Origin of the sequence: Thermosynechococcus sp. PKX95, assembly GCF_031583295.1 — a bacterium.
Classification (GTDB): Bacteria; Cyanobacteriota; Cyanobacteriia; order Thermosynechococcales; family Thermosynechococcaceae; genus Thermosynechococcus.
In genome coordinates, this window is record NZ_CP134171.1 from 2016613 (window position 1) to 2038833 (window position 22221).

The following is a 22221-nucleotide window of genomic DNA, read 5'->3' on the forward strand; positions in this document are numbered from 1 at the left end:
TTTTGTATCGGAGGCTACCAAAATTTCGGTGTTTGCTCCCTAGCGGGAGGTAGCAAGGCGCTGTTTGGGATATAACAGGGGCATGATCAGTAATCCCAAGCCCAGTCCCGCGATCGCCCCAAAGGGAAAGACAATCCAATTGGAATAGCCCCAGACGCCATAGTGTTGCAGTGCCCACTCAAGGGGATAAAACAGCATTAACAACACCGCCACTAAAAAGCCCCCCAGACCATACTGCGGCAGCCAGTACCACTCGCGGGCAGTGGTGGAACGCTCAATCCACCAACGGGTGAGGAGAACGCCCAAAAGGGTGCCATAGCAGCGCATGCACACCGCCATTTTCCAAGGGGGAGCGAGCATCAAGCCCATTTCTGGCTGTGGACATACATGATTGCCCATCGTGTAGATAATGTGGGCAATTTTAGGCAAGAAAAGAAAATGACTAGCGGCCAAGAAAGGCGCAAACAAAGGACCTAGAATCAGTGCCGCCAGAATGACATCAGGCCATAGAGGAGAAAGCGATCGCCACCGCACCATTGGATGTTAGAAATGATACAAAATGATAAACAACCCCCTAGAATTTAACAAATTGTTCACAGCAAGGGCAATCAGTAATTGGGCAGAGCGGCGAGATAGAGATGATCCCTCCACACGGGAATGCTGCTTAATCTTGTCCTCAACCACTCTGCCACGTCATTAAGAAGCTTAGGAGGCTAAGGCAGCTTTGGTCACGGTTGTCAGTGGGGCTGTGTTCTTAACCGTCTCTAAGCGCGGTGAATTCCCCATGAGGGAGGCAGCAAAGAGTTGCCGGTACAGTTGCCCCATCTGGAGGGCGATCGCTTCCCAGTTGAAGAGGGCTTGCACCCGCTCGCGGCCATTTTCCCCAAGGGTACGCGCCCAAGCTGGATTAGCCAAGATACGCTGAATGGCCTTGGCCAAGGCAGGAGCATCCTGAGGCGGCACCAGTAGCCCTGTTTTTTCGGGAATCACCGTGAATTGCAGACCCCCAACCGCAGAGGCAATCACCGGCGTGCCACAGGCCATGGCTTCAATGGCCACCAAGCCAAAGGGTTCATAGTAGCTGGGCACAACGCAGACATTGGCAGCACTGTAGTAAACCGCCAAGCGCTCATGGTCAATTTGCCCGACAAAGGTCACGCGATCGCCCAGGTTGTACTCCTGCACTAATCCTTCAATGCGCCGCCGTTCGGCACCATCACTGCGCTGCGGATCACTCCCCCCCACAAGCAGTAACCGCCCTTGGGGTACCTGAGCCATCGCTGCCACCAGCGTTTCAATCCCTTTGCGGCGATCAAAGCGACCCACATAGAGCACAATCGGCTCATCGGCAGGCAAATTCAGTTGGGCACGGGCATCGGCCACGGGGTAAAAGAGATGCAAATTCGTGCCACAGGGAATCAGACGTGTTTGCCCTGCCTTGGAGACCCAACGCCGTAGGTAAGCTTCCTCTTGGGGGCTAGTCACAATCACACAGTCGGCATTTTCAAGGATGGCTTTTTCCACCATGAGGCGGGTTTCATCCCGTTGGGCTTGCTCAGAAGCCACTTGATATTTCACCACCCCCAAGGAATGGTAGGTGTGCAGCCATTGGAAATTCAACTCCTGACGCAACTGCCAACCCACCCAGCCAGAGAGCCAGTAATTGGTGTGGATCAGGGGATAGCCATATTTGGCATGGTAAGCCTTGAAGGCTTCGACAAACTTCGGCAAGGTCTCAAAGAGTTTCTCACGCGGAATATAGGTCAAAGGCCCTGCCTCGAGGCGAATGGTGCGACAGTGGGGACTGTGCTCAATGACATCGGGGTCATCGGGATGGATTTTGCGGGTAAACATATCCACGTGCCACCCGGCTGCCGCGAGGGCTTCCCCCAATTGCCGTACATAGATATTTTGACCACCGGCGGATTCATGGCCGACATCAGCGGCGGGATCCCCATGCACAGAAATCAAGGCAATGGGTTGACGGGCAGGCACCTGCGGTTGGGGCATGGCAAACGCCCGAGGAAGTGTATTTTTTGCTGTACGGGTTGATAATGCTTGCATAAATACACCTTTTGAATAACGGTCAAAAAAACACTTTTGCACAGGGTTCAGGGATACACTTAACTGGCCAGCAGTTCAATCGTCCCCCTACGATGTCCATTATGGACAAAGGTGTCGGCGAGAACGGTATCATAAACTGCTTCATACTCGCTCACCATCCGTTCAACACTGAACCGCTGCCAAACATAGTCTCGACAGGCCATGCGATCCAGTTGCGGCACTTGGGCAACAGCCGCCACACATTCGTCAACGGAGTGACACAGAAAACCGGTTTTGCCGTGCTCAATCACTTCAGGCGCTGCCCCCTTGGCGATCGCCACCACTGGTGTACCGGCTGCCATGGACTCAATCATCACTAGGCCAAAGGGTTCCTGCCACGTAATCGGAAAGAGCATGGCGATCGCTCCACCTAGGAGAGCATTTTTGGTTGGATGATCTGCTTCGCCGATAAATTGGATCAATTCACCATCAATGTGGGGTTCAATCAATTCCTTGAAGTAGTCGCGATCCACCCGATCCACTTTGCCGGCCATCCGCAGGGGGATGCCCACTCGCTTAGCAATTTCAATGGCATGGTGAGGGCCTTTTTCCGGCGAGAGCCGTCCCAAGAAGGCCAAATAGGGTGGATCGCTGGGCTGGGAATAGAAGTGATGGGTTTCCACGGCAATGGCGTTATAGACCGTGGCAATGTAGTTCAAATCCCGTAGTTGCCGCTGGGAATGGGAAATACTGACATAGTTTTGGTTGCGATATTGGCTGAAAATGCGCTCATTATCCGTCGTAAAGCGACCATGGAGCGTGTGAACAACGGGTGTTTTCACCAGGCTGGCGTAGGGTAAAGCCGTATAGCCCACATGGGAATGGATGACATCAAATTCATTGGCGCGACTAAAGACTTCTCCCAGTTGCAGGGCTTCATAGACGGCATATTCCTGCACATTGGGATCGAGGCGAATGGCGTGGGGATAGGTAGAAACCAATTTGGCTTGGGTAATAGAATCGCCACTGGCAAACAGCGTGACCTCGTGCCCTCGCTTGACTAACTCTTCTGTGAGCAGACTCACCACCAACTCCACACCCCCGTAGGCTGGCGGCGGTACCCGTTCCCACAGGGGAGCGATTTGAGCAATGCGCATACAAGCCTCCTCGAACAATACGGTTGGTCACCGCTGCCTTGATGCTAATCGCGCGATTGACTCAGCAGCATGGCTGCCTCAACGGTACGCAATCTCACTGAAAAAGACCAAGGGGGTAAATCCCTACCTGAAACTTCGGGAATCCGTACTATTATTTGTTATTGTCGCTACATTTTGGCAGTATAAATCAAGATATAATCTTGGGTTTGGCTTGAAGCTTTCGAGATAGAACTCACTTTTTCCAGTGAGAGAAAATGCTCTCGTCTAAACACCCCACTGATCGCTATTCTATGAGCAGGTGCTGCCCCTTTCACGTTTTCTCAAATTTTAGTCGCAATCGTTCATGGATATTCAACTGATTCAACTCTTTGTTAACGGATTGGCGGTGGGCAGTATTATTGCCCTCGCAGCAGTGGGTTTGACGCTCACATTTGGGATTTTGCGCCTGCCCAATTTTGCCCACGGCGACTTTATGACGGCGGGAGCCTACCTAACGCTGGTGGCTAATGCAACAGGACTGGATATTTGGCTCTCAATGGCGATCGGTGGCTTGGGAACGGCAGGGTTAATGCTCCTGAGTGAGAAGCTCCTGTGGCAGCCAATGCGCGATCGCCGCGCAACTTCCACAACACTGATTATTATTTCCATTGGTCTGTCGTTTCTGCTGCGCAATGCCGTGATTCTCATCTGGGGCAGTGAAAACCAAACCTATCGGCTGCCAGTGATGCCTGCCCTTGATTTTTGGGGCGTGAAAATTATTTACGCGAAGGTGATTGTCATGATTTTGGCAGTGGTGGCGATCGCTACTGTGCACTTAATCCTGCAACGCACCAAGGTGGGCAAAGCCATGCGAGCGGTGGCAGATGATTTAGATTTAGCGCGGGTTTCGGGGATTGATGTTGAGTGGGTGGTGCTGTGTACTTGGCTGTTGGCGGGGGTGCTCACGGGGGTGGCCGGGGGTCTCTATGGCCTGATTACGGCTGTGCGGCCAACGATGGGCTGGTTTTTGATCTTGCCCCTCTTTGCCAGTGTGATTCTCGGTGGCATTGGCAATCCCTACGGGGCGATCGCTGGCGCCCTGATTATTGGCGTGGCTCAGGAGATGAGTACCCTGATGATTCCTTCTGAATACAAGCTGGCCGTTGCCCTAGTGATCATGATGGCGGTGCTTTTAGTACGTCCCCAAGGGCTATTTCGTGGCACACTCAGTTAGTGTTCTTAGGAGAAGTCCCCTGAACCTTTACACCCTTGAAGCCCTTGTGGCTACGATCAATGCTGCGCCCCAAGATTGGCGCCCCTTGGTGTTTACCAATGGCTGTTTTGACCTGATCCATGCGGGTCATGTGCGCTATCTGGCGGCAGCCCGTGCCCTGGGTAAACGCTTGGTGGTGGGGTTGAATAGCGATCGCTCGGTGGCAACTCTAAAGCCAAAACGGCCAATTATTCCCGAACAGCAGCGGGCAGAGGTGCTGGCTAGTTTACGATCAGTAGATGCGGTGCTGCTATTTAGCGATCGCACTGCCACGACCCTAATCGAGGTTCTCCAACCGGAGATCTACGTCAAGGGGGGCGATTACCAACTGGAGACCCTACCGGAAGCGGCGGCTGTGCAGCGCTATGGTGGTCGCATTGAACTCATTCAAGTAGAGGTTCCCAGTTCGACAACGGCGATCGTCCAACGCATTTTAGAGTTGCATGGGGAGGAGTCACCGGGCGCATGGTCACCACAGAACCAGCCTTAGCCGATTTACGGGAGCAGTTGTACAACGGCAACGAAAAATCCCAACTGGCCGCCATGACCACCCTGAGTACGGCAGGCAGTGACGGCTATCACCTCTTGCAGGAATTCCTCAAAGACAGTGCCACCTTTTCCCCCCCACCCGCCCCTTGGATTCGCGGTCAGGCCTATCGTCTTCTATTCCACAGCCCAGAAGCCTCTGTGCAAGCCTTTTTGCAACAACACTATCCCCAAGGGGTGATCCCGCTGCGCTCCGATCGCGGGGTGGACTATCGAGAACTGGCTGAACTCCTAGTGGCCGAAAAATTTGAAGCCGCCGATCGCCTAACCAGCCAAAAGCTCTGTGAACTGGCAGGCCCGATGGCACAAAAACGCCGCTGGCTGTATTTCACCGAGGTGGAGCAGTTGCCAATTGTGGATTTGCAAACCATTGATCAGCTATGGCTGGCCTTTTCCCTAGGCCGCTTTGGCTATTCGGTGCAACGGCAACTGTGGCTAGGCTGCGGTCAAAACTGGGATCGGCTGTGGGAGAAAATTGGCTGGCGGCAGGGCAAGCGGTGGCCGCGCTATCCGAATGAATTTATCTGGGACTTGAGTGCCCCGCGCGGCCATTTACCCCTGACCAATCAACTGCGGGGTGTACAGGTGATCAACGCTCTTCTCAATCATCCCGCTTGGACAACCTAGAATAGGGGTAGCAACAAGCGTAGCAGCAGTGGTGAGGTGGCAGCGATGAAAAAGAATATTCAGCGATTCATGGTGGCGATCGCCTTGATTATTGGCATCAGTGGCACAGTCATTCCACCTCAGGTGATGGCTCAAACCAGTGGCGGCCTATTGACCGCTGAGCAAATGAAAAAACTCAATCTCAGTGTTGAGCAAAAACAGGCGGTGCTGCGCCTTACCCTGCGCACCAACGATCGCATCCTGAGAATTTTGGATCGTGACCAACAGCGCATCTTTCGCAATGCCATCAAACAGGGGAAATCTACCGGTGAAGCCATGGACGCCGTTTCATTGCGCCCTGATCAAAAGACACAACTCTCGAAGGTGATGCAGGATACCCGCGTCGAAATGCTGACAATTCTCACCCCTGAGCAAGTGAAGCAACTGCAAGGATCCCGCTAGCGTTATGAACGTTTTTGTCCTCTGTACCGGTCGCTGCGGTTCGGTCACGTTTGCCAAAGCTTCCACCTTCATCACCAATTTCAGCAGTGCCCATGAGTCGCGGACATTCCTGCTCGGTGAGGTGCGTTTGGCCTACCCCGATCGCCCCATTAGAAGTGGATAATCGCCTTTCTTGGTTTTTGGGACGACTCGATCAAACCTATGGCGATCGCGCCTACGACGTTCACCTGCGGCGGGATGACCTCAGTGTTGCCCGCAGCTACCGCCAGCGCTATGGCATCTAGATGATGAAAGCATACCGCGAGGGCATCTTGCTCAACTTGCCAGCCAATGCTGACCCCTTAGAGGTGTGTTTGGACGATTGCCATACGGTGAATAGCAACATTGAACTCTTTCTGCGGGACAAAACCCACAAAATGACGATTGATTTAGCGGACATTCAAACCGCTTTTCCTCAGTTTTGGGAATGGATTGGTGCTGAAAGGAATCTAGAGGCTGCCCTAGGTTGTTTTCAAACAAAGCATAATGCGGCTTACTTTATTCCAGCTACCGCCATTGATAGCCTAGTACGGTCAGTGCGACGGCTCCTACCTCAGCCGCCCATTCAAAACACCTTAAAAAAACACCTTAAAGTAGAAAATCCTCGGGTGGCTGCTGCGGGACTACAATCGGTAAAACCGGTTCGAGATTGCCATCGGGACGGCCAATAATCTGATGGGAAATGACCTCGTGGCCACTGAGCGATCGCGCTGCTCGAACTGCTGCATTCACGTCCGCCACCTCTCCCCGAATCACCACTGTCCAATAACCCGCACCAATCCCCTCACAACTGACAAGGGTAACCTGAGCCGCTTTGACCAAGGTATCGGCCACAGCAAGGGCTGCCGGGTACCCCAAGACCTGCACCATGCCCACCGCTTCTGCTGCCATTGCCATTCCCCCTTCCACGTCTCCCATATTTTAGAAAAGGGCTGTGCTTAAGCTGAAGAAAGAGTGACCTAATTTCCTAAAGGTGGAGTAGATTCGATGCAGACCATAGGGGCGATCGCTGAGCTAGAGGCGGCTCTTGCTAACAATGGCATTTCTGCCCAACAAGCCCTCACCCTTTTGACAGCCGCTCTTCCCTTAGCCGCAAGCAGTGATCCTCAAGAACCATTGCCCCCCCTCCTCAGGGCACTACAAACCGCGAGCGATCGCCTGCGCCAACAACAGGTAGGCGACACCGTCACCTATGTGATCAACCGCAACATCAACTTCACGAATATCTGCGAGCAACACTGTGGCTTTTGTGCCTTTCGTCGCGATGCCACCGCTGCCGATGCCTACTGGCTCGACATTGACACGATCCTGAGCAAAGTGGCTGATGCAGTTGCCCAAGGGGCGACAGAAATCTGTATGCAGGGGGGACTCAATCCAGCCGCTAAAGAATGTGGCTCCAGTTTGCGCTATTACCAATCCCTCGTGCGGGACATTAAAACGGCCTTTCCTGAAATCCATCTCCACGCCTTTTCGCCCCAAGAAATTCAATTCATTGCCCGCGAGGATGGCCTCTCCTATGCCCAAGTGATTGATGTTCTGCATCAGACTGGGGTGGACTCCATGCCCGGTACCGCTGCGGAGGTGTTGGTGGATCGGGTGCGCTCAAAAATCTGTCCTGAGAAAATAAACACCGCGACATGGCTAGAGATTGTTGAAACCGCCCATCGTTTGGGGGTATGGACAACCAGCACAATGCTCTGCGGCCACATTGAAACGCCAGCGGATCAGGTGGCTCACCTACAACACCTACAGCAACTTCAGCAAAGGGCTTTGGAACACGACTATCCCGCGCGAATTACCGAGTTTATTCTGCTGCCCTATGTGGGGGAACTTGCCCCCAAGGCAATGCGACAATGGGTAGGACACCACCAACCGCAGTTATTACCGACATTGGTGCTAACGGCAGTGGCACGGTTGTTTTTAGGGCGATGGATTCCGAACCATCAGCCTAGTTGGGTCAAACTGGGTCTTGAGGGGGCAACCATGGCCCTGAATTGGGGCTGTAATGATTTGGGGGGAACACTGATGGAAGAACACATTACCTCAGTGGCTGGAGCGCAGGGGGGCACGGGCGTTAGTCCAGCAGATCTGGTGGCCGCAATTGGCTCCTTAGGGCGAACCCCATGTCAGCGCACCACACTTTACCATCCCGTTGGAGAGTTGCGATGACCACGGAATCTCAGCCTTCGGTTCAGTCTCCCCGTCGGTTCCGCCCTTGGCTGGTGGGGGGTATTGCTGTGGTTATTGCCGGGGCAGCCGCCGCTGCGGGGGTCTTCCTGTGGCAACGGTTTAGTCAACGTCCGATCGCGCCCGGAATGGCGATCGCCCCCAATAGCGCCCTACTGACCCTCACTTTACCCACGGATCCCAAGCCTTGGGAAGCCCTTGCCAAAAGTGGCCTGTTACAAGCCCAACCTTGGTTGAACCCCAGCTATGATCCGCTCTCGCCAGAGGGGGTGAATTTGGCGCAACTGGATTACCTCAAGGATGTGCGCCCGTTTATTGGTGACCAAGCCACAGTGGTCTTGTTGCCCATTACCCCAGAGTCCGTCAGAGAATTGCCGGTACCGCCCCACGTTTGGATTGTGCCGACCCTAAATGTACCGATGGGGGAGCAACTGCTGCAAAGCGTCATTGGCGAGCCGATCACAGAAATCAACGGCGTGAAAATCTTCAAGGCCAAGGGGATTCTCCCTGACCCCGATAGCGGCGCGATCGCCCTTATTACGCATGAGAATCAGGCCTACATCATTTGGAGTCAGCACCAGAGCGCCCTGCAACAAGTCATTGCCACCGCCCAAGCCAACAACGGCATTGGCAGCCAGCCCACCTATCAACAGGCAGTGAAAGGGTTATCGGATCATCGCCCTTTGGTGGAACTTTATTTGAACCTACCCGCCTTTTTAGCCAGTCAGATGGCCGCCCCTGAAGGAAGTCTGCCTGAACCGCCGCGGGAACTGCAAGGGATGGTGCTCACCGCAGACATGACCCCTGAGCAAATTGAACTGGAGGCAGTGACGTGGCGTTCGCAACCGGATCAAGCCCTTGTCAGTGAAGGTGACAGCCGTGAACTGAGCCGTCTGGTGCCAGAGACCACCTTGGCCTTTTACAGTACGGGTTCCTTTCGGAATTTATGGCAGAACACCCCTGTCTTTGTTCAAGAAACAATTGCCAATACGGTTAAAGATCTCACAGGCCTTGATTGGCAACAGGCCTTTGTGCCTTGGATGGATGGTGAATTTGCTGCCGCCTTTGTGCCCGTTCCCGCCCTAGGCAATGCCCCTAGTTTGCTCTTTCTGAGTCAGACCAGCGATCGCCCCCAAGCGAGTCAAACCCTGAGCCAGCTCGATAGCCAAATTCGCGATCGCCTACGGTGGCAAGTACAACAAACCGCCCCTGAACCGCAACCCCTCACCACTTGGCGCATTCCTCCAGGCCTGCCGGTGGGGCAGCATGGCTGGCTAAATGACCAGACCCTCTTTTTGGGACTTGGCCCGTTGACGGATATGCGTACCCCCCCTACGCGCTCCTTGGCTGACTCTCCCCTCTATCGTGCAGTGCTTCCCCATCCCAAGGGCACCCAGTTTTACCTCAATTTGAGTGATTTGGCGCCGTTGCAAAATAACTTGCTGTTGCCACAGTTAGCCCCTGAAATCGCGCGATCGCTCCAACCCTTTGCTGCCCTAGGCATTACCAGTCAGGTGCGAGATAATCAGTTTACCCACTACATGGCTCGAATTCGCCTAAAACCCCTCTCACCACCGGAGGTTCAGCCAACGCCGGGGGAACCCTAAAACTAGACGCAGATTTGCTACTGAAGGACATGACTGAATTACTGTGGAACCAGATGTTTTGCTGAAACGATATAGCGTGGGCGATCGCGACTTTGCCGGGGTACGCTTGCGCCGTGCTAACCTGAGTCGGTGTATTTTGACGGGCATTGATCTTTCCCGTGCCGATCTCACCGATGCTGCCCTACAGAGCACGAACCTGCAAGGGGCTGATTTGCGGGGGGCAATTCTCACTGGCGTGAATCTTAGTCAGGCGGATTTGCGGGGGGCGGATCTGCGGGGCGTGATTTTAATCAGTGCCGATCTCCGCTGGGTGTCGTTGCGCAAGGCCAACCTAACGGGGGCGGATCTCAGCCGTGCCAACCTTGCCAATGCCGATCTCAGTGAAGCCAACCTCACCGGTGCCCAACTGAGTGAAGCGATTTTGCGGGATGCTAATTTGACGCTCACGGATCTTACCCTTGCTGAGCTAGAACGTGCCAACCTCACCCGTGCCAACTTAACGGAAGCCTACCTGCGGGGCGCTGATCTTGCGGATGCCGTCTTGCGGGAAAGTCAACTGGTACAGGCCAATTTGCGCGGTGCCAACCTCAGTGCCACCAATCTGTACCAAGCCAATTTAGAGCGAGCCGTCCTGATTGGGGCGAATCTGCGTCGTGCCCGTCTTGAGGAAGCCCATTTGCGGGAAGTGGCCTTCAAAGAAGCCAACTTACGCCATGCCTGTTTGGACAAAGCCAATCTTGTTGGTGCCGATTTACGGGGAGTGAGCCTTGCCCAAGCACTGTTGCGGGGAGCCGATCTCAGTTCCGCGATTCTCATTGGTGCCAACTTAATGGGGGCGAATCTCAGCGGTGCCGATCTGCGGGGAGCCAATCTCATTGAAGCGATTCTTACCGGTGCCAGCCTCAATGGCGTTGATCTCAGTGCTGTGGATATGAGCGAGGCGATTTTGCCGGATGGCTATCTCTCGGAATAGCCTCAAGGGAAGACCGCTGCTGGTGTAGATTAGAAGATCGGTGATTTTGAGACAGGCATGGCAACCACGTATCGCATTGCTGTTTTGGCCGGGGATGGTATTGGTCCAGAAATTACGGCTGTTGCCCTCGATGTGTTACAGGCGATCGCCCCTCGCTTTGAATTGGCCTTTGACTTTATTCCTGCCCTTGTGGGCGGCTCTGCCATTGATGCTGTGGGGGAACCCTTGCCAGCAGCAACGCTGGAAACCTGTCGGCAAAGTGATGCCGTGCTTTTAGCCGCCATTGGCGGAACGCAGTGGGATAGCTTACCCCGTCATCTGCGCCCGGAGACGGGATTACTTGCCCTTCGCGCTGGTCTGGGTTTATTTGCTAACTTACGCCCCGCCAAGATTTTTCCGCAACTGCTCCATGCCTCGTCCCTCAAGCCGGAAGTGATTGCCGGCGTGGATCTCATGGTGGTGCGTGAACTGACTGGCGGCATTTACTTTGGTCAACCGCGCGGTATTTTCACCACGGAAACGGGTGAGCAGCGGGGGGTGAATACGATGGCCTACACCGCCACGGAAATTGATCGCATTGGCCGCGTGGCCTTTGAAACGGCTCGCAAACGGCAGGGCAAACTCTGCTCGGTGGATAAAGCCAATGTCCTTGAAGTTTCCCAACTGTGGCGCGATCGCCTGACTGCGCTTAGCGCTGAATATCCCGATGTGGAACTCAGCCACCTCTATGTGGACAATGCCGCAATGCAACTGGTGCGTGCCCCGAAACAGTTTGACACAATTGTCACCAGTAACTTATTTGGTGATATTCTCTCCGATATTGCTGCCATGCTCACGGGCAGTATTGGTATGCTTCCCTCCGCCAGCCTAGGGGAATCCGGGCCGGGTCTGTTTGAACCGGTTCATGGCTCGGCGCCCGACATTGCCGGCCAAGACAAAGCGAATCCCTTGGCAATGGTACTCAGTGCGGCCATGATGCTGCGTTATGGCCTCAACCAACCAGCAGCAGCGCAAGCGATCGAAGAAGCGATTACTGCTGTTTTAGATCAAGGCTACCGCACTGGCGATTTAATGGCTGAGGGCTGTACGCTGGTGGGCTGTCGCGAAATGGGCAACCTCTTGATTAAAGAATTATCCCAATAGGCTCCTACTCCTTTGCTAGTAATCTTCAACTACTAACCCCTAGCTATTACTCCCCCAACATTGCCCACCTTCTTTGATTGGCGAGTGCCTCTGCTAGGATGTTAGGAGCTTTTGGTGCTCTTGGTAATGCGAAGATTATCCCAACTGGAGAGGCTTGTTGAGCCTTTTCTCTGGTATTTCCGTCTTTTTGTCATTATTCCCGTCATTTTTAGCCTACTCAGTACCTTTGCTCTATTTATTCTCGGCAGTCATGAAATTCTTTTAGGGCTGGGCATCCAATTTCGCAATTATGGGGATTCCACAATTTATATCAAAACCCTTGGCTACATCATCACGGGTATTGATTTGTATTTAATTGGCATTATTTTGTTGCTGTTTGCCCTCGGTATCTATGAACTGTTTATTTCTAAAATTGATGCGGGTCTGGCTCGCGATCGCGCCACTGATATTTCCCTGATGCAGGCTCAGAGCTTAGATCAGCTTAAGGATAAACTGCTAAAAACAATCGTCATGGCTCTGGTGGTGACTTTCTTTAAGCAACTGATTGCCTTCAATGTCAAAACGCCCCTTGACCTACTCTATCTGGCCACCGCAATTCTGATTATTGCCATCAGCACATACTTGATGTACCGCGTCAGTTCAGAAGCCCATCACTAGATGCTTAGGGTCTCCAAGAAATGGTGTTTCTAAGTAGCATGAATCTGCGCCAACAGGGCATCCACCTGCTCAATACTCAGGGGTTGCGAGAAATAATAGCCCTGGGCATAGTCACAGCCCAGTTCCCGCAGTCGCGTCACTTGATAGGGATGCTCCACCCCTTCGGCAATCACTTCTAGTTCCAATCCCTTGGCAAGGCTGACAATGGCATCAATGACGAGGTGTTTTTGGCTAGTTTCGGTGATCAGCTTCACAAAGCTGCGATCCACTTTGAGGATGTCAATGGGAAGATTGGTCAAGTAGCACAGGGAAGAATAACCCGTGCCAAAGTCATCGAGGCTGAGCTTGATGTCTTGAGCCTTGAGTTTAAGTAATATGTCGCGCACCTGATCGGGCTGATCAATGCCTACACTTTCGGTCATTTCGAGGTGCAGGCAATGGGGGGGAATCTGGGTTTGCGCCAAGGCGGCTGAGATTTGCTCCAAAAGGGCAGGGTACATCAGTTGCCGATTCGATAAATTCACATTCACAGACAACTGACACTGGGGAAATTGCTCGTGCCAGTGCTGAAGATCGCGGCAAGCCCGCCAGATCACCCAATCGCCAATAGGCAAAATCAGTCCCGTTTCCTCAGCAAGGGGAATGAAGCGATCGGGCAGTAATAAACCTTGGGTGGGATGTTGCCAGCGAATCAGGGCTTCAAAACCGTAGAGACGATTATCACTAAGACGATAGATGGGCTGATAAAAGAGGGTAAATTCATCCCGCTCAATAGCTTGGCGCAACCCCACTTCAAGGGAGAGGCGATCGCGCGCCATCAAATGCATTTCTTCACTAAAGACTTGATAGCGATTGCCCCCCGCCAGCTTGGCACGATACATGGCAATATCGGCATTGCGCAAGTAGTTTTCTGCTTTTTCAATGTGGGACGATCGCGTGGCCACGCCGATACTCACCCGCAGCGTAATTGGTTGATCTTTGACCATAAAGGGTTTATCGAGTTCACAGCGAATGCGATCGCACACCCCCAAAGCATCGTTGTTGTCACGAATATCATCCAGCAAAATCACAAACTCATCGCCGCCAATACGAGCCACGGTGTCATCGGGGCGCACAATTCGGGTGAGGCGATTGGCCAATTCAATCAAAATCAAGTCACCGCAACTGTGGCCGAGGCTGTCGTTAATGACCTTGAACCGATCAATGTCAATGAACAAAATGGCAAACTTGTAGTCGGGACGACGCCGACCATGGCGAGCTGCCTGTTCAATGCGGTCAAAGAGGAGCGTGCGATTGGCTAGCCCCGTCAGCGAGTCATGGAGGGGATCATGGAGCAACTGTGCCTCGGCAAGGCCATGTTCCGTCAAATCGGTCAGAGAACCTGCAACCCGCGTGGCATTCCCGTAGGCATCCCGCAACACCAGCCCCCGTGCCAACGCCCAGCGATAAGAGCCGTTGCGATGTTGAATGCGAAACTCTTGGTGGAAATGGGGGGTTTGGCCGCGCACATGGAGCATTAAATTCAATTTGACCCGCTCAACATCTTGGGGGTGTATCCGCTTGAGCCAATCGTCAATGTGGTTGCCAATTTCGTGATCCTGATAGCCGAGAATATTTTTCCAGCGCGAGGAATAAAACGTCTCATTGGTCGTCAAGTTCCAGTCCCAGATGCCATCATTGATGCCACGGGTGAGCAACGCGTAGCGATCGCTGGTTTCCAGCAACGCTGCTTGGGTTAACTTTATATCCGTGATGTTGTAGCCGCAGATCAGGCCTGCGCCATTGGGAAACCGCACAAAAGCCCAGATCACCTCTCGGACTTGGCCATCTGCACCATGGACAGGTACCTCCTGCCAACCGCTAGGAGCATGAATCATCCAATAGTGAATTTGCCGCTGGGTCTCTGAATCGGGAAAGCATTGACTCAAAAAGTCCTGCGACAGTAAATCTGCTATATCCCATCCCAATTGGGTCGTGACCTCTTGGTTGATGGAGTAAATCTGCCCTTCATTGTCATAGAACAGGATCAGCAGAGGTAAACGGGCACAAACCCCCCGCAGCAACTCGTAGGGGTCTGCACTGGCTGAAAAGTCAAATCCATAGCCCGCCTGCCCACCCATGATTGGCCGACCGAATTGAGGAAACAAAAACGAGGCATCGTGCTCCATAATCCTATCCTAGCTTTGGTGTTTGGGAAATAACAGCTGAAGCCAGCCAATGGCACTAGAAAGACCCCTTCCCCTTGGAGCCTCCTTCGACATCATTCGTTGCAAACCCCGCAGATTTTTGTATTTTCTAACCTGACTGGTTAAGCAATATCTAATTGTTGCCCCACCTCTGGTGAGGTATATTTTAATCCCAAGATCCAGAAAATTTGCTGCACAATTGCCTCATATTGCTCACTAGAGAGGAGGTTTTTTTTCTGATGTAAAAGAAGTAGCCGACTCAACTGTTCGGTGGCGGTTGCCAACTCCTCAGCCTCGGGATAAAGACTCTCCAGTACAGCGCCCAGATCCGCTTCTGCCGTAGCCACCTGTGCTGCCCCTTCAGCAATCACAGGCTTGAGCATTGGCGCATACTGGCGCAGTAGATGCCGTAGGTAATAAATTTGGGAAATGGATAGGTGTACCATAATTACTTGACGCCTGCTTTGCCAAGGCAACAATAGAAAAATTTTGGCTTCATTCAAAACCTACCACGCACCTCGGGGAAAAGGGGTTGCTTAGGCTACACTATCCTAGGGAATGTTCTAAATTTTTCTTTAATTTCTTGCTGCTTTTTTATTGATTAGACTCGTCCTTTGCTCTTATCTTTATAATTCTTAACATTTTTTATAGTCAATCCTTAGGGTCTCCTAGGCTTTTTTGCGGCCATTGAGGGGTCGTTGCAACGAAACTCTTTTCAGAACGATAACGGCAAGGCGGTTGGTGTTTTCAGCCTAGTGCGCAAAAAAGCCCACAATCACCAGCGGAATAAAGAGGCTTAGGGCAGCAATGAGGAGTAAATTTTCTGGCTCGACGTTAATGATCGTGGGTTGATTACGTTTCTTTTGGGGGTTTGGATCGGTCATGGCAGGATACCCGATGGATACCCCTAGCCTAACAAACGCTGTCGCAGCCCTTGCGCATGTTAATCGCTCGAAAGAATCGGCTATGATACTCTCAGGTGCCTAAATAAGCGGGGATCCCTATGCAGTGTCCCTATTGCCACCATACGGATAGTCGGGTTCTAGAGTCTCGATCGGCAGAGGGGGGGCAGAGTATTCGGCGGCGTCGAGAGTGCCTCCAATGTAGCCGTCGCTTCACCACCTACGAGCGGATTGAGTACGTTCCTATTACGGTCATTAAACGCAATGGCGATCGCGAGTCCTTTGATCGCTCAAAATTGTTGCGGGGCATCATGACCGCCTGTGGCAAAACCAACATTCCCCAACAAAAAATTGAAGCCCTCGTAGATGATATTGAGGCGGATTTGCAGTTGCGATCGCGCCGCGAAGTCACCAGCGCTGAATTGGGGGAAGCAGCACTCCAACGGCTGCGTCATCTTAGTGAAGTGGCCTATGTTCGTTTTGCTTCGGTCTATCGCCAGTTCCAAGGGATTAGTGATTTTGTTGCCGAATTAGCCCATCTCCAAGAGACCCCTGCTTCACCAGAGTTGGTGACGGCCTCCCAGTCTTAGCGCTGCTTCATCGGTAAGTCGGCATTAATTGTGTCAATGAGCCGCTGCTCCTCGTCATTGATCTGGTCAATGTAGTGATCAAAAATTTGCGCTAACTGCGGTGCATAGAAGCGGTGCAGGCTGTAGTTGGGCGTCGCTGGGAAGCCCCGCCGTTTTTTATGGCGTCCGCCCGCCCCCGGATCAAAGCGCTGAATGCCGTTGGCGATCGCCCATTCAATGGGTTCATAGTAACAGGCATTGAAGTGCAGGCAATCAATCTCCTGGACACTGCCCCAATAGCGACCGTAGAGATTGGCTCCCTTGGTAATACAAAACGACATGGCAATGGGACGCTGACCGCCATTGCTGGGATAGGCAGCAAAGAGCACCACGCGGTGACGATAGCGATCGCTGAGGGCTTCAAAAAACTGCCGTGTTAGATACTTGCTGCCCCACCAGCCAAATTTGTCGCAGGTATCGGCATAGAAATCGTACATCTGTCGCAACAGGCTGCGGCTGACCTCATCCCCCTGATGAACTCGAAACGTGAGATCCGCTTGAGCCACGGCCTTGCGTTCCCGCTTGATGTTGCGGCGTTGGTTGGCATTGAAGTCCGCCAAATAGTCGTCAAAGGTCTGATAGTTGCGATTTTGCCAAATGTAACTGTGGTGGAGCCACGCACGATAACCGTAGGCTTCGGCAGCGGGTTGCCATTGGGGATCGACGTAGAGAAAGTGGCAACTGGAAAAACGGTGACGCTGACAGAGGCGATCAATTTCGTGGAGCATCACCTTGGTCATCAGAGCCACATCCACTCCCTCGGCCATGAGAAAGCGATAGCCCACCGCCGGCGTAAAGGGCGCCATCCCCAGCAGCTTCGGATAATAGCGAATGCCCAACCGCGCCGCCAGCTCTGCCCATTGGTGATCAAAGACAAATTCCCCTTGACTGTGGCCTTTGACATAGAGGGGAGCGGCAGCGACCAGTTCCCGCTGACCTTGGCGATCGCGCCAAACCAAGAGATGATGGGGGAGCCAACCGGTTTGCAGCGTTGCACTGCCAGAGGCTTCAATTTGGTGCAGCCATTCCCATTCAAAGAAGGGGGTTTCTAGGGGCAACGCAAGAGCATCCCACTGCTCCTCGGGAACGCTGGCGATCGCATTCACCCACTGAATCGTTAGCTCCGGTGCCAGTGCCGCTGCAAACTCTGCCATACCCCTCAGGGAAACTGCGTCTCTGTTGTACTATAGCAAGTGCTTTAGATAAAGACACTGCCATCGGGCATTAATGCCTGCTCCAAGCAAGCCTCCAGCAACAGGGCACTACTGAGATCAGCACGCATTAGGTTGGCTTGACGTAAATTGGCACCCTTGAGATTCGTGCGGGCTAGGTAGGCATCAATGAGGCGAGCTTCTTGCAAATCCGCCCCGGTGAGATCCGTACGCCGCAAATCCGCCTTATTCAAAACCGCTTCCCGCAAGTTCACCCCTTGAGCTTGGGCATCATCAAGCCGCGCCTCAGAGAGAATCGCTTGACTTAAATCCGCTTGCGTGAGAATCGCTCCCCGCAGGTCTGCTTGAGCCAGCCGCGACTGCCGTAAGTTGCTTCCCACCAGATTCGCCTCATAGAGAATGGCACGGGTGAGAATCGCCCCCTGAAGATTGGTATTTGCCAAATTGGCTTGGGTCAGGTTGGCGGCATTAAGGTTGGCCTCCTTGAGATTGGCTCCCTTGAGGTTAGCCCGTGATAAATCCGCTCCTGCCAAATTCGTTCCTTGGAGATCGACTTGGCGGAGATCTGCACCCACCAGACTTGCCCCCTCCTGATAGTTCTCTTTGCGAAAGTTAGCACTGCGCAGACAGGAGCCAGCCAAAACCGTATGGCTTAAATTCACCTGTCGCAAGTCACTACTCAGGAAGTTGCAGTCGCGAAAAACCGCCAATGTGAGATCTGCCCCCTGCAAATTGGCGCGATCAAAAACGCAACCATGACATTGGGCATCACGAAAATGGCTATCGTTAAAAACTGCTTGGGTAAAGTTGCATCCTTCCAAGCGTGCTCCCGTCAACAGAGCATAACTAAAATCAGCACGGCCAAAATGACAGAACTGCAAGTGTGCCCCCTGTAAACTAGCACCCCGCAAATCAATGCCGATTAAATCGGCGCCAACCAGATTGAGGCCAGTCAGATTCACAGTTTGAAAATTGGTTTGACCCTTGGCATAGCAGGCGAGCAATTCTGCGGATTCCATCGTTAGTCTCCAGCAGGGAGCAGCATTGGCATTCCAGCAATACCATACCTATAGTGAACCCTGCCAGTCCCCATACTGCAGTCCATAGTGTTGGAGAATCTCCTCACAGCGTGCTTGCATGTTTGGCGTTGGCGGCCAAGTCACGGCAATGCCTTCAATTTGGCTCAATTCGTAGTCAAAGCGGGAACAGGTTTGGGGCAACAGCCGCACAGAAATCCCATCAAGTAACTGCAAGTGGGCAGCCAGCTCACGATAGACGGCCAGTGGCAGGCGGGGATTGTAGTACACACGTTCACTCATGGGGCTGGGTAGGGGGGGTGGGCAGTGCACAACAATTGACATCATTCAAGCAAACTTTACCCCACGCTAAAGCCCAGCGCACAAGTGCCACACGATTTTCTGATTTTGTTTTCATCAGAATATTACTGATATGGTTATCTACCGTACGCTTGCTGATGTCTAGTTTGGCGGCAATGTCTTGGTTGGTTAGCCCCGCCGCCACAAGCTCCAACACCTGTAGCTCACGCTCCGACAGCAGTGAATACTCCAACCGATCGTCTTGCGGTATAGACATCCCTAAATCCGTATAATTACTTAGACCCTTATACTCATTCTAGTTGACGATTTCTCTCCTTGCTGCTCTTTTAGCCCAAAACCACACGATTCCCTTACACACGCCCGGCCATCAACGGGGTCGAGGCATGGAACCGCTGTTGCGTGCCCTTTGGGGAATGGCCTTAGCCCAAGATTTAAGTGAGTTGCCCGGCCTTGATAATTTGGCGCAGCCAACAGGAGTGCTGGCAGAGGCACAGGCGGCGGTAGCGGCGACGGCGGGGAGCGATCGCGCTTGGTTTTTGGTGAATGGTGCCACCAGTGGTCTTTTAGCCGCACTTCTAGCCACGGTAGGGCCGGGCGATCGCGTTCTTGTGGGGCGCAATGTCCACCGCTCAGTGATTGCGGGACTGGTGTTAACGGGGGCGAAGCCCGTCTATTTGGGAGTCGCGGTTGATCCCCAGTGGGGGCTGCCGTTGCCCATTACCCGTGATGTGGTTGCCGCCGGCTTGGCTGCCTATCCCGATACCAAGGCGGTTGTGCTTGTCAGTCCCACCTATGAAGGCCTTTGCTCACCCTTGGTCGAGATTGCTCAGTGCGTCCATGACCACGGTTTGCCCCTCATTGTCGATGAAGCCCACGGCAGTCATTTTGCCTATCATCCCGCCTTTCCGGTAGCTGCTTTGGCCGCAGGCGCAGATGTGGTGGTGCAGTCGTGGCACAAAACCCTCGGCACGTTAACCCAAACGGCAGTGCTGCATCTGAAGGGGGAGCGGGTGTCTCCTGAGCGCTTGAGTCAAGCCCTGAACCTCGTGCAAACCACCAGTCCCAGCTATTGGTTTTTGGCAGCCCTTGAGCGGGCGGGGGTGCAGATGGCTGAGCAGGGAGAGCAAATCTACGCCCGACTTCTCCAGTGGGTTAAGACCTCTGAATGGCCTTTGCCGCGCTGGCAGCCCACAGGCATCCCTCAGGATCCGCTGCGATTGACCCTAGGGACGTGGTCGATCGGTCTGACGGGGTTTGCCCTAGATGAGCTGTTGCAACCGCAGATCATTGCTGAATTTCCCAGCGGGCGATCGCTCACCTTTTGCCTTGGCCTCGGTACCAGCCAAACAATGCTCGAAATCTTGGCCGATCGCCTAAAAAGTGTTTGCGCCGAATACTGCTACCATGCCCCTCTGCCACCACTGGCCATCCCCCCAATCCCTAACCTTGAAGAACCTACGCTCTCACCACGGGACGCCTACTTTTGCCCACAGGCATCGGTTCCCCTCAAGGCGGCCTTAAATGAGATTAGCGCCGAGACACTCTCCCCCTACCCACCGGGAATTCCCGCTGTTATCGCCGGGGAACGGATCACTGCATCAGTGATTGAAACCTTGCAAACCCTCCAAGAGCTGGGGGCAGAGATCGTGGGGGCTGCCGATCCTACGCTACAAACCCTAAGAATCTGTAGGGTCTAGTCTTCCCAGTCCTCCTCTTCAATGAGATGGCTCACCAAATGCTGTTCCAAGAGGGGTTGCAGGTGTTGAAAATCTTGGGGAGAGAGGAGTTCAGGTTCTTGACCGGGGACAAGACGGGCAACGTACAGGGTCGGACTCAGGGGCGTATAAACGCTGTATTCTCGCGTACCGCAAAAGAAGCTACTGCCGAGGGGTTGATACTCCTCAATGTCATCATCGGCTTCCACTTCAACCGTGAGAATCTCATCTTCATCCAGATCCGGTAGTTCACCCGCTACGGTGAGGGTCAGTGCAGTGCGCTTGAGGGTGAGGTTTTGTTCTTCAAGGATGGCACGGGCTGTATCAAAGACCGCATCAATTTCCTGCTCCTCTAGGGGCACCAAGGTTTCTTCCTCGTCGTTTTCGACCACGACCGCAAAAATTTCTACGGGATAGTCCACTGGCCGCAGCAGCGCATAGGTTTCCCCTTGCACATTCAGACGAAACTCGATGTAGCAGTCGAGGAAGCGACCGTCATCATCGTAAAGGCGGAGTTGCTCCATCTCCTCCTCGAAGTCTTCCTCCTCCCAGGGCTGCTCATTACTGTTTTGCTGGTTTTGATAGTTTGAACCCATGCTGCTTCGGTAAAAAGATTCCCTATGGCATTGGAGCATACCATGCAGCGGGTCGCCGTGGGGCATTCCCTGTGGCAGCCTTGGTTAATTTTCTACAAAAAATTAAAATTAAGGGGGATCTAAGCCGGCAAATAGGGCGGCAACCACCTGTGCTGCCTTCTGATCGAGCTTGTGCCAGTCCACCTCCCCAGCAGGGTCAAAGAGGCTGAGGTCAGCTTGCACCTCCCCCACCTGAAAGTCATGGATGCCGCTGTAGTCGAGTTCTGGGGTGTACTGCTGAAAACAAATTTGGTAGCACAGCTCCCACAGGTTCACCCGCTCTTGGCGATCGCCCTGACGTAAGTGCAGCCAGTAGAGAATTTGTGGTTCGGCTTCACCACAGGGAATCTCAACGGTTTCATAGGTGCCCTGCCAAGGGGAAGTTTCTAGCGATCGCCGCAGATGATCAAGCAGGCGAATCAGTGCCGGTTGAATCAGTTGTGCCGCTGCATACCAAGGATGATCTGTGTTGGCCGTCATGAGACTAAGCGAGGGGTTTTTTGACATTGTAGGCTTCGTGGGAGAGCACACTACGGGGTTCAATGCGATCGCCCGTGTCATAGCAGATGAGGCGATAGTCATAGCTCAGGGGAATACTAATAATGCGGCGATCGTGATTCAGGCGCTTGCCCTTGAACTGGCGATAGTCGGCCCCTGCAAGGAGTTCTGCAATCACTTGGCGGGCTTTGAGGACAATCCACTTGGGCAATCCCTGTAGATCCACCACATCCTTGGCAAAGGTGGCCTCCCACTCCTGCCGTGCCAGTCGTGCCTGTTCCCGTTCTGCTACCTCTAGAGCTTTTGCTTGGATCAACTGAGCGCAGTAGTGGCAAACCTGACCATAGCCTTGGTGGCCGCAGGGAAATTTTTTCCGACGACGTGGCATAGGGCGTTCTCAAAAAAACTCAAAAAAAGCAAAACAGGGCAGAGAGTTATACCCCCCACCCTGAGCATCTATTGATATTTTCCGTCT

At 53.3% G+C, this 22221-nt stretch carries 27 protein-coding genes; 13 read left to right on the plus strand and 14 right to left on the minus strand.

The genetic code is table 11. From position 1 onward, the window contains the following. Positions 1-39 precede the first annotated feature (39 nt). The 3 genes from RHH81_RS09910 to RHH81_RS09920 all read right to left on the minus strand — a co-directional run bounded on the left by RHH81_RS09910 (position 40) and on the right by RHH81_RS09920 (position 3200). Positions 40-537 (minus strand): DUF2085 domain-containing protein, encoded by a 498-nt coding sequence (locus RHH81_RS09910; RefSeq protein WP_206200036.1) that lies wholly within the window; start codon positions 535-537, stop codon positions 40-42. Between the two features lie 168 nt (positions 538-705). Next, positions 706-2064, minus strand: a complete 1359-nt coding sequence (locus RHH81_RS09915) for a glycosyltransferase family 1 protein (RefSeq protein ID WP_206200037.1) — start codon at positions 2062-2064, stop codon at positions 706-708. Between the two features lie 59 nt (positions 2065-2123). Further along, complete coding sequence (locus tag RHH81_RS09920) at positions 2124-3200, minus strand: glycosyltransferase family 4 protein (protein ID WP_149819063.1); 1077 nt, start codon at positions 3198-3200, stop codon at positions 2124-2126. Positions 3201-3543: 343 nt separating this feature from the next. On the opposite strand from RHH81_RS09920, the gene RHH81_RS09925 reads away from it, so the two are divergent. Genes RHH81_RS09925 through RHH81_RS09950 form a run of 6 tightly spaced genes read left to right on the plus strand, consistent with a single transcriptional unit; the run spans position 3544 to position 6350 of the window. Beyond that, a complete protein-coding gene (locus RHH81_RS09925; RefSeq protein WP_206200038.1) occupies positions 3544-4413 on the plus strand; it encodes a branched-chain amino acid ABC transporter permease in 870 nt (289 codons plus the stop codon). Beyond that, the gene (gene rfaE2 / locus RHH81_RS09930; RefSeq protein WP_225901559.1) at positions 4397-4942 is read left to right on the plus strand and encodes a D-glycero-beta-D-manno-heptose 1-phosphate adenylyltransferase; all 546 of its coding nucleotides are present in this window, start codon (positions 4397-4399) and stop codon (positions 4940-4942) included. Before RHH81_RS09925 ends, rfaE2 begins: the two co-directional genes overlap by 17 nt. After that, positions 4918-5625, plus strand: coding sequence for a GUN4 domain-containing protein (locus RHH81_RS09935; protein WP_206200039.1), 708 nt, complete (start codon positions 4918-4920; stop codon positions 5623-5625). The genes rfaE2 and RHH81_RS09935 overlap by 25 nt, the downstream gene beginning before the upstream one ends. Positions 5626-5670: 45 nt before the next feature. Further along, positions 5671-6066: a Spy/CpxP family protein refolding chaperone gene (locus tag RHH81_RS09940; protein ID WP_206200040.1), complete on the plus strand. Its 396-nt coding sequence runs from the start codon at positions 5671-5673 to the stop codon at positions 6064-6066. 4 nt (positions 6067-6070) lie between these two features. Further along, complete coding sequence (locus RHH81_RS09945; protein ID WP_206200041.1) at positions 6071-6229, plus strand: hypothetical protein; 159 nt, start codon at positions 6071-6073, stop codon at positions 6227-6229. Then, positions 6222-6350 carry a hypothetical protein gene (locus RHH81_RS09950; protein WP_255521451.1) on the plus strand — a complete coding sequence of 43 codons (129 nt, stop codon included), beginning with the start codon at positions 6222-6224 and terminating at the stop codon, positions 6348-6350. The genes RHH81_RS09945 and RHH81_RS09950 overlap by 8 nt, the downstream gene beginning before the upstream one ends. A 343-nt stretch (positions 6351-6693) precedes the next feature. Here the strand turns inward: RHH81_RS09950 and RHH81_RS09955 are convergent, their stop codons facing one another. Continuing rightward, entirely contained in the window at positions 6694-6996 is a 303-nt protein-coding gene (locus RHH81_RS09955) for a carbon dioxide-concentrating mechanism protein CcmK (protein WP_206201682.1), read from the minus strand. Positions 6997-7092: 96 nt separating this feature from the next. Here RHH81_RS09955 and cofH point away from each other — a divergent pair, with 96 nt between their 5' ends. From cofH to RHH81_RS09980, 5 genes are all read left to right on the plus strand, one after another. Beyond that, positions 7093-8274, plus strand: coding sequence for a 7,8-didemethyl-8-hydroxy-5-deazariboflavin synthase subunit CofH (gene cofH, locus RHH81_RS09960; RefSeq protein ID WP_206200043.1), 1182 nt, complete (start codon positions 7093-7095; stop codon positions 8272-8274). After that, on the plus strand, positions 8271-9899 hold the full coding sequence (locus RHH81_RS09965) for a DUF3352 domain-containing protein (RefSeq protein WP_206200044.1): 1629 nt from the start codon (positions 8271-8273) through the stop codon (positions 9897-9899). The genes cofH and RHH81_RS09965 overlap by 4 nt, the downstream gene beginning before the upstream one ends. Before the next feature lie 58 nt (positions 9900-9957). Next, positions 9958-10872, plus strand: coding sequence for a pentapeptide repeat-containing protein (locus tag RHH81_RS09970; RefSeq protein WP_302677693.1), 915 nt, complete (start codon positions 9958-9960; stop codon positions 10870-10872). A 57-nt stretch (positions 10873-10929) separates the two neighbouring features. Further along, positions 10930-12015 carry a 3-isopropylmalate dehydrogenase gene (gene leuB, locus RHH81_RS09975; RefSeq protein WP_310453754.1) on the plus strand — a complete coding sequence of 362 codons (1086 nt, stop codon included), beginning with the start codon at positions 10930-10932 and terminating at the stop codon, positions 12013-12015. 126 nt (positions 12016-12141) lie between these two features. Further along, positions 12142-12672, plus strand: a complete 531-nt coding sequence (locus RHH81_RS09980; protein WP_310742992.1) for a YqhA family protein — start codon at positions 12142-12144, stop codon at positions 12670-12672. A gap of 29 nt (positions 12673-12701) precedes the next feature. On the opposite strand, the gene RHH81_RS09985 is transcribed toward RHH81_RS09980, so the two are convergent. The 3 genes from RHH81_RS09985 to RHH81_RS09995 all read right to left on the minus strand — a co-directional run bounded on the left by RHH81_RS09985 (position 12702) and on the right by RHH81_RS09995 (position 15742). Then, the gene (locus RHH81_RS09985) at positions 12702-14840 is read right to left on the minus strand and encodes an EAL domain-containing protein (protein WP_310742993.1); all 2139 of its coding nucleotides are present in this window, start codon (positions 14838-14840) and stop codon (positions 12702-12704) included. Positions 14841-14980: 140 nt separating this feature from the next. After that, a complete protein-coding gene (locus RHH81_RS09990) occupies positions 14981-15304 on the minus strand; it encodes a hypothetical protein (RefSeq protein ID WP_310742994.1) in 324 nt (107 codons plus the stop codon). 306 nt (positions 15305-15610) lie between these two features. Continuing rightward, positions 15611-15742, minus strand: a complete 132-nt coding sequence (locus RHH81_RS09995) for a hypothetical protein (RefSeq protein ID WP_302677689.1) — start codon at positions 15740-15742, stop codon at positions 15611-15613. Between the two features lie 119 nt (positions 15743-15861). Here RHH81_RS09995 and nrdR point away from each other — a divergent pair, with 119 nt between their 5' ends. Then, complete coding sequence (nrdR, locus tag RHH81_RS10000) at positions 15862-16350, plus strand: transcriptional regulator NrdR (protein ID WP_206200049.1); 489 nt, start codon at positions 15862-15864, stop codon at positions 16348-16350. Here nrdR and RHH81_RS10005 read toward each other — a convergent pair. Genes RHH81_RS10005 through RHH81_RS10020 form a run of 4 tightly spaced genes read right to left on the minus strand, consistent with a single transcriptional unit; the run spans position 16347 to position 19154 of the window. Beyond that, positions 16347-17543: a GNAT family N-acetyltransferase gene (locus tag RHH81_RS10005; protein WP_310453757.1), complete on the minus strand. Its 1197-nt coding sequence runs from the start codon at positions 17541-17543 to the stop codon at positions 16347-16349. The two genes, nrdR and RHH81_RS10005, sit on opposite strands and share 4 nt — an antisense overlap. A 44-nt stretch (positions 17544-17587) precedes the next feature. Next, complete coding sequence (locus RHH81_RS10010; protein WP_310742995.1) at positions 17588-18580, minus strand: pentapeptide repeat-containing protein; 993 nt, start codon at positions 18578-18580, stop codon at positions 17588-17590. Positions 18581-18628: 48 nt separating this feature from the next. Further along, the gene (locus RHH81_RS10015) at positions 18629-18880 is read right to left on the minus strand and encodes a hypothetical protein (protein ID WP_302678207.1); all 252 of its coding nucleotides are present in this window, start codon (positions 18878-18880) and stop codon (positions 18629-18631) included. Beyond that, the gene (locus RHH81_RS10020; protein WP_011057702.1) at positions 18873-19154 is read right to left on the minus strand and encodes a helix-turn-helix transcriptional regulator; all 282 of its coding nucleotides are present in this window, start codon (positions 19152-19154) and stop codon (positions 18873-18875) included. The genes RHH81_RS10015 and RHH81_RS10020 overlap by 8 nt, the downstream gene beginning before the upstream one ends. Before the next feature lie 43 nt (positions 19155-19197). On the opposite strand from RHH81_RS10020, the gene RHH81_RS10025 reads away from it, so the two are divergent. After that, positions 19198-20595, plus strand: coding sequence for an aminotransferase class I/II-fold pyridoxal phosphate-dependent enzyme (locus tag RHH81_RS10025; protein ID WP_310742996.1), 1398 nt, complete (start codon positions 19198-19200; stop codon positions 20593-20595). Here the strand turns inward: RHH81_RS10025 and RHH81_RS10030 are convergent. The 3 genes from RHH81_RS10030 to RHH81_RS10040 form a co-directional block, all read right to left on the minus strand. Then, positions 20592-21137, minus strand: coding sequence for a DUF3727 domain-containing protein (locus RHH81_RS10030; RefSeq protein ID WP_225901561.1), 546 nt, complete (start codon positions 21135-21137; stop codon positions 20592-20594). The two genes, RHH81_RS10025 and RHH81_RS10030, sit on opposite strands and share 4 nt — an antisense overlap. A 180-nt stretch (positions 21138-21317) precedes the next feature. Beyond that, a complete protein-coding gene (locus RHH81_RS10035) occupies positions 21318-21728 on the minus strand; it encodes a hypothetical protein (protein ID WP_190278265.1) in 411 nt (136 codons plus the stop codon). Positions 21729-21732: 4 nt separating this feature from the next. Next, a complete protein-coding gene (locus RHH81_RS10040) occupies positions 21733-22134 on the minus strand; it encodes a hypothetical protein (RefSeq protein WP_206200055.1) in 402 nt (133 codons plus the stop codon). Positions 22135-22221 lie beyond the last annotated feature (87 nt).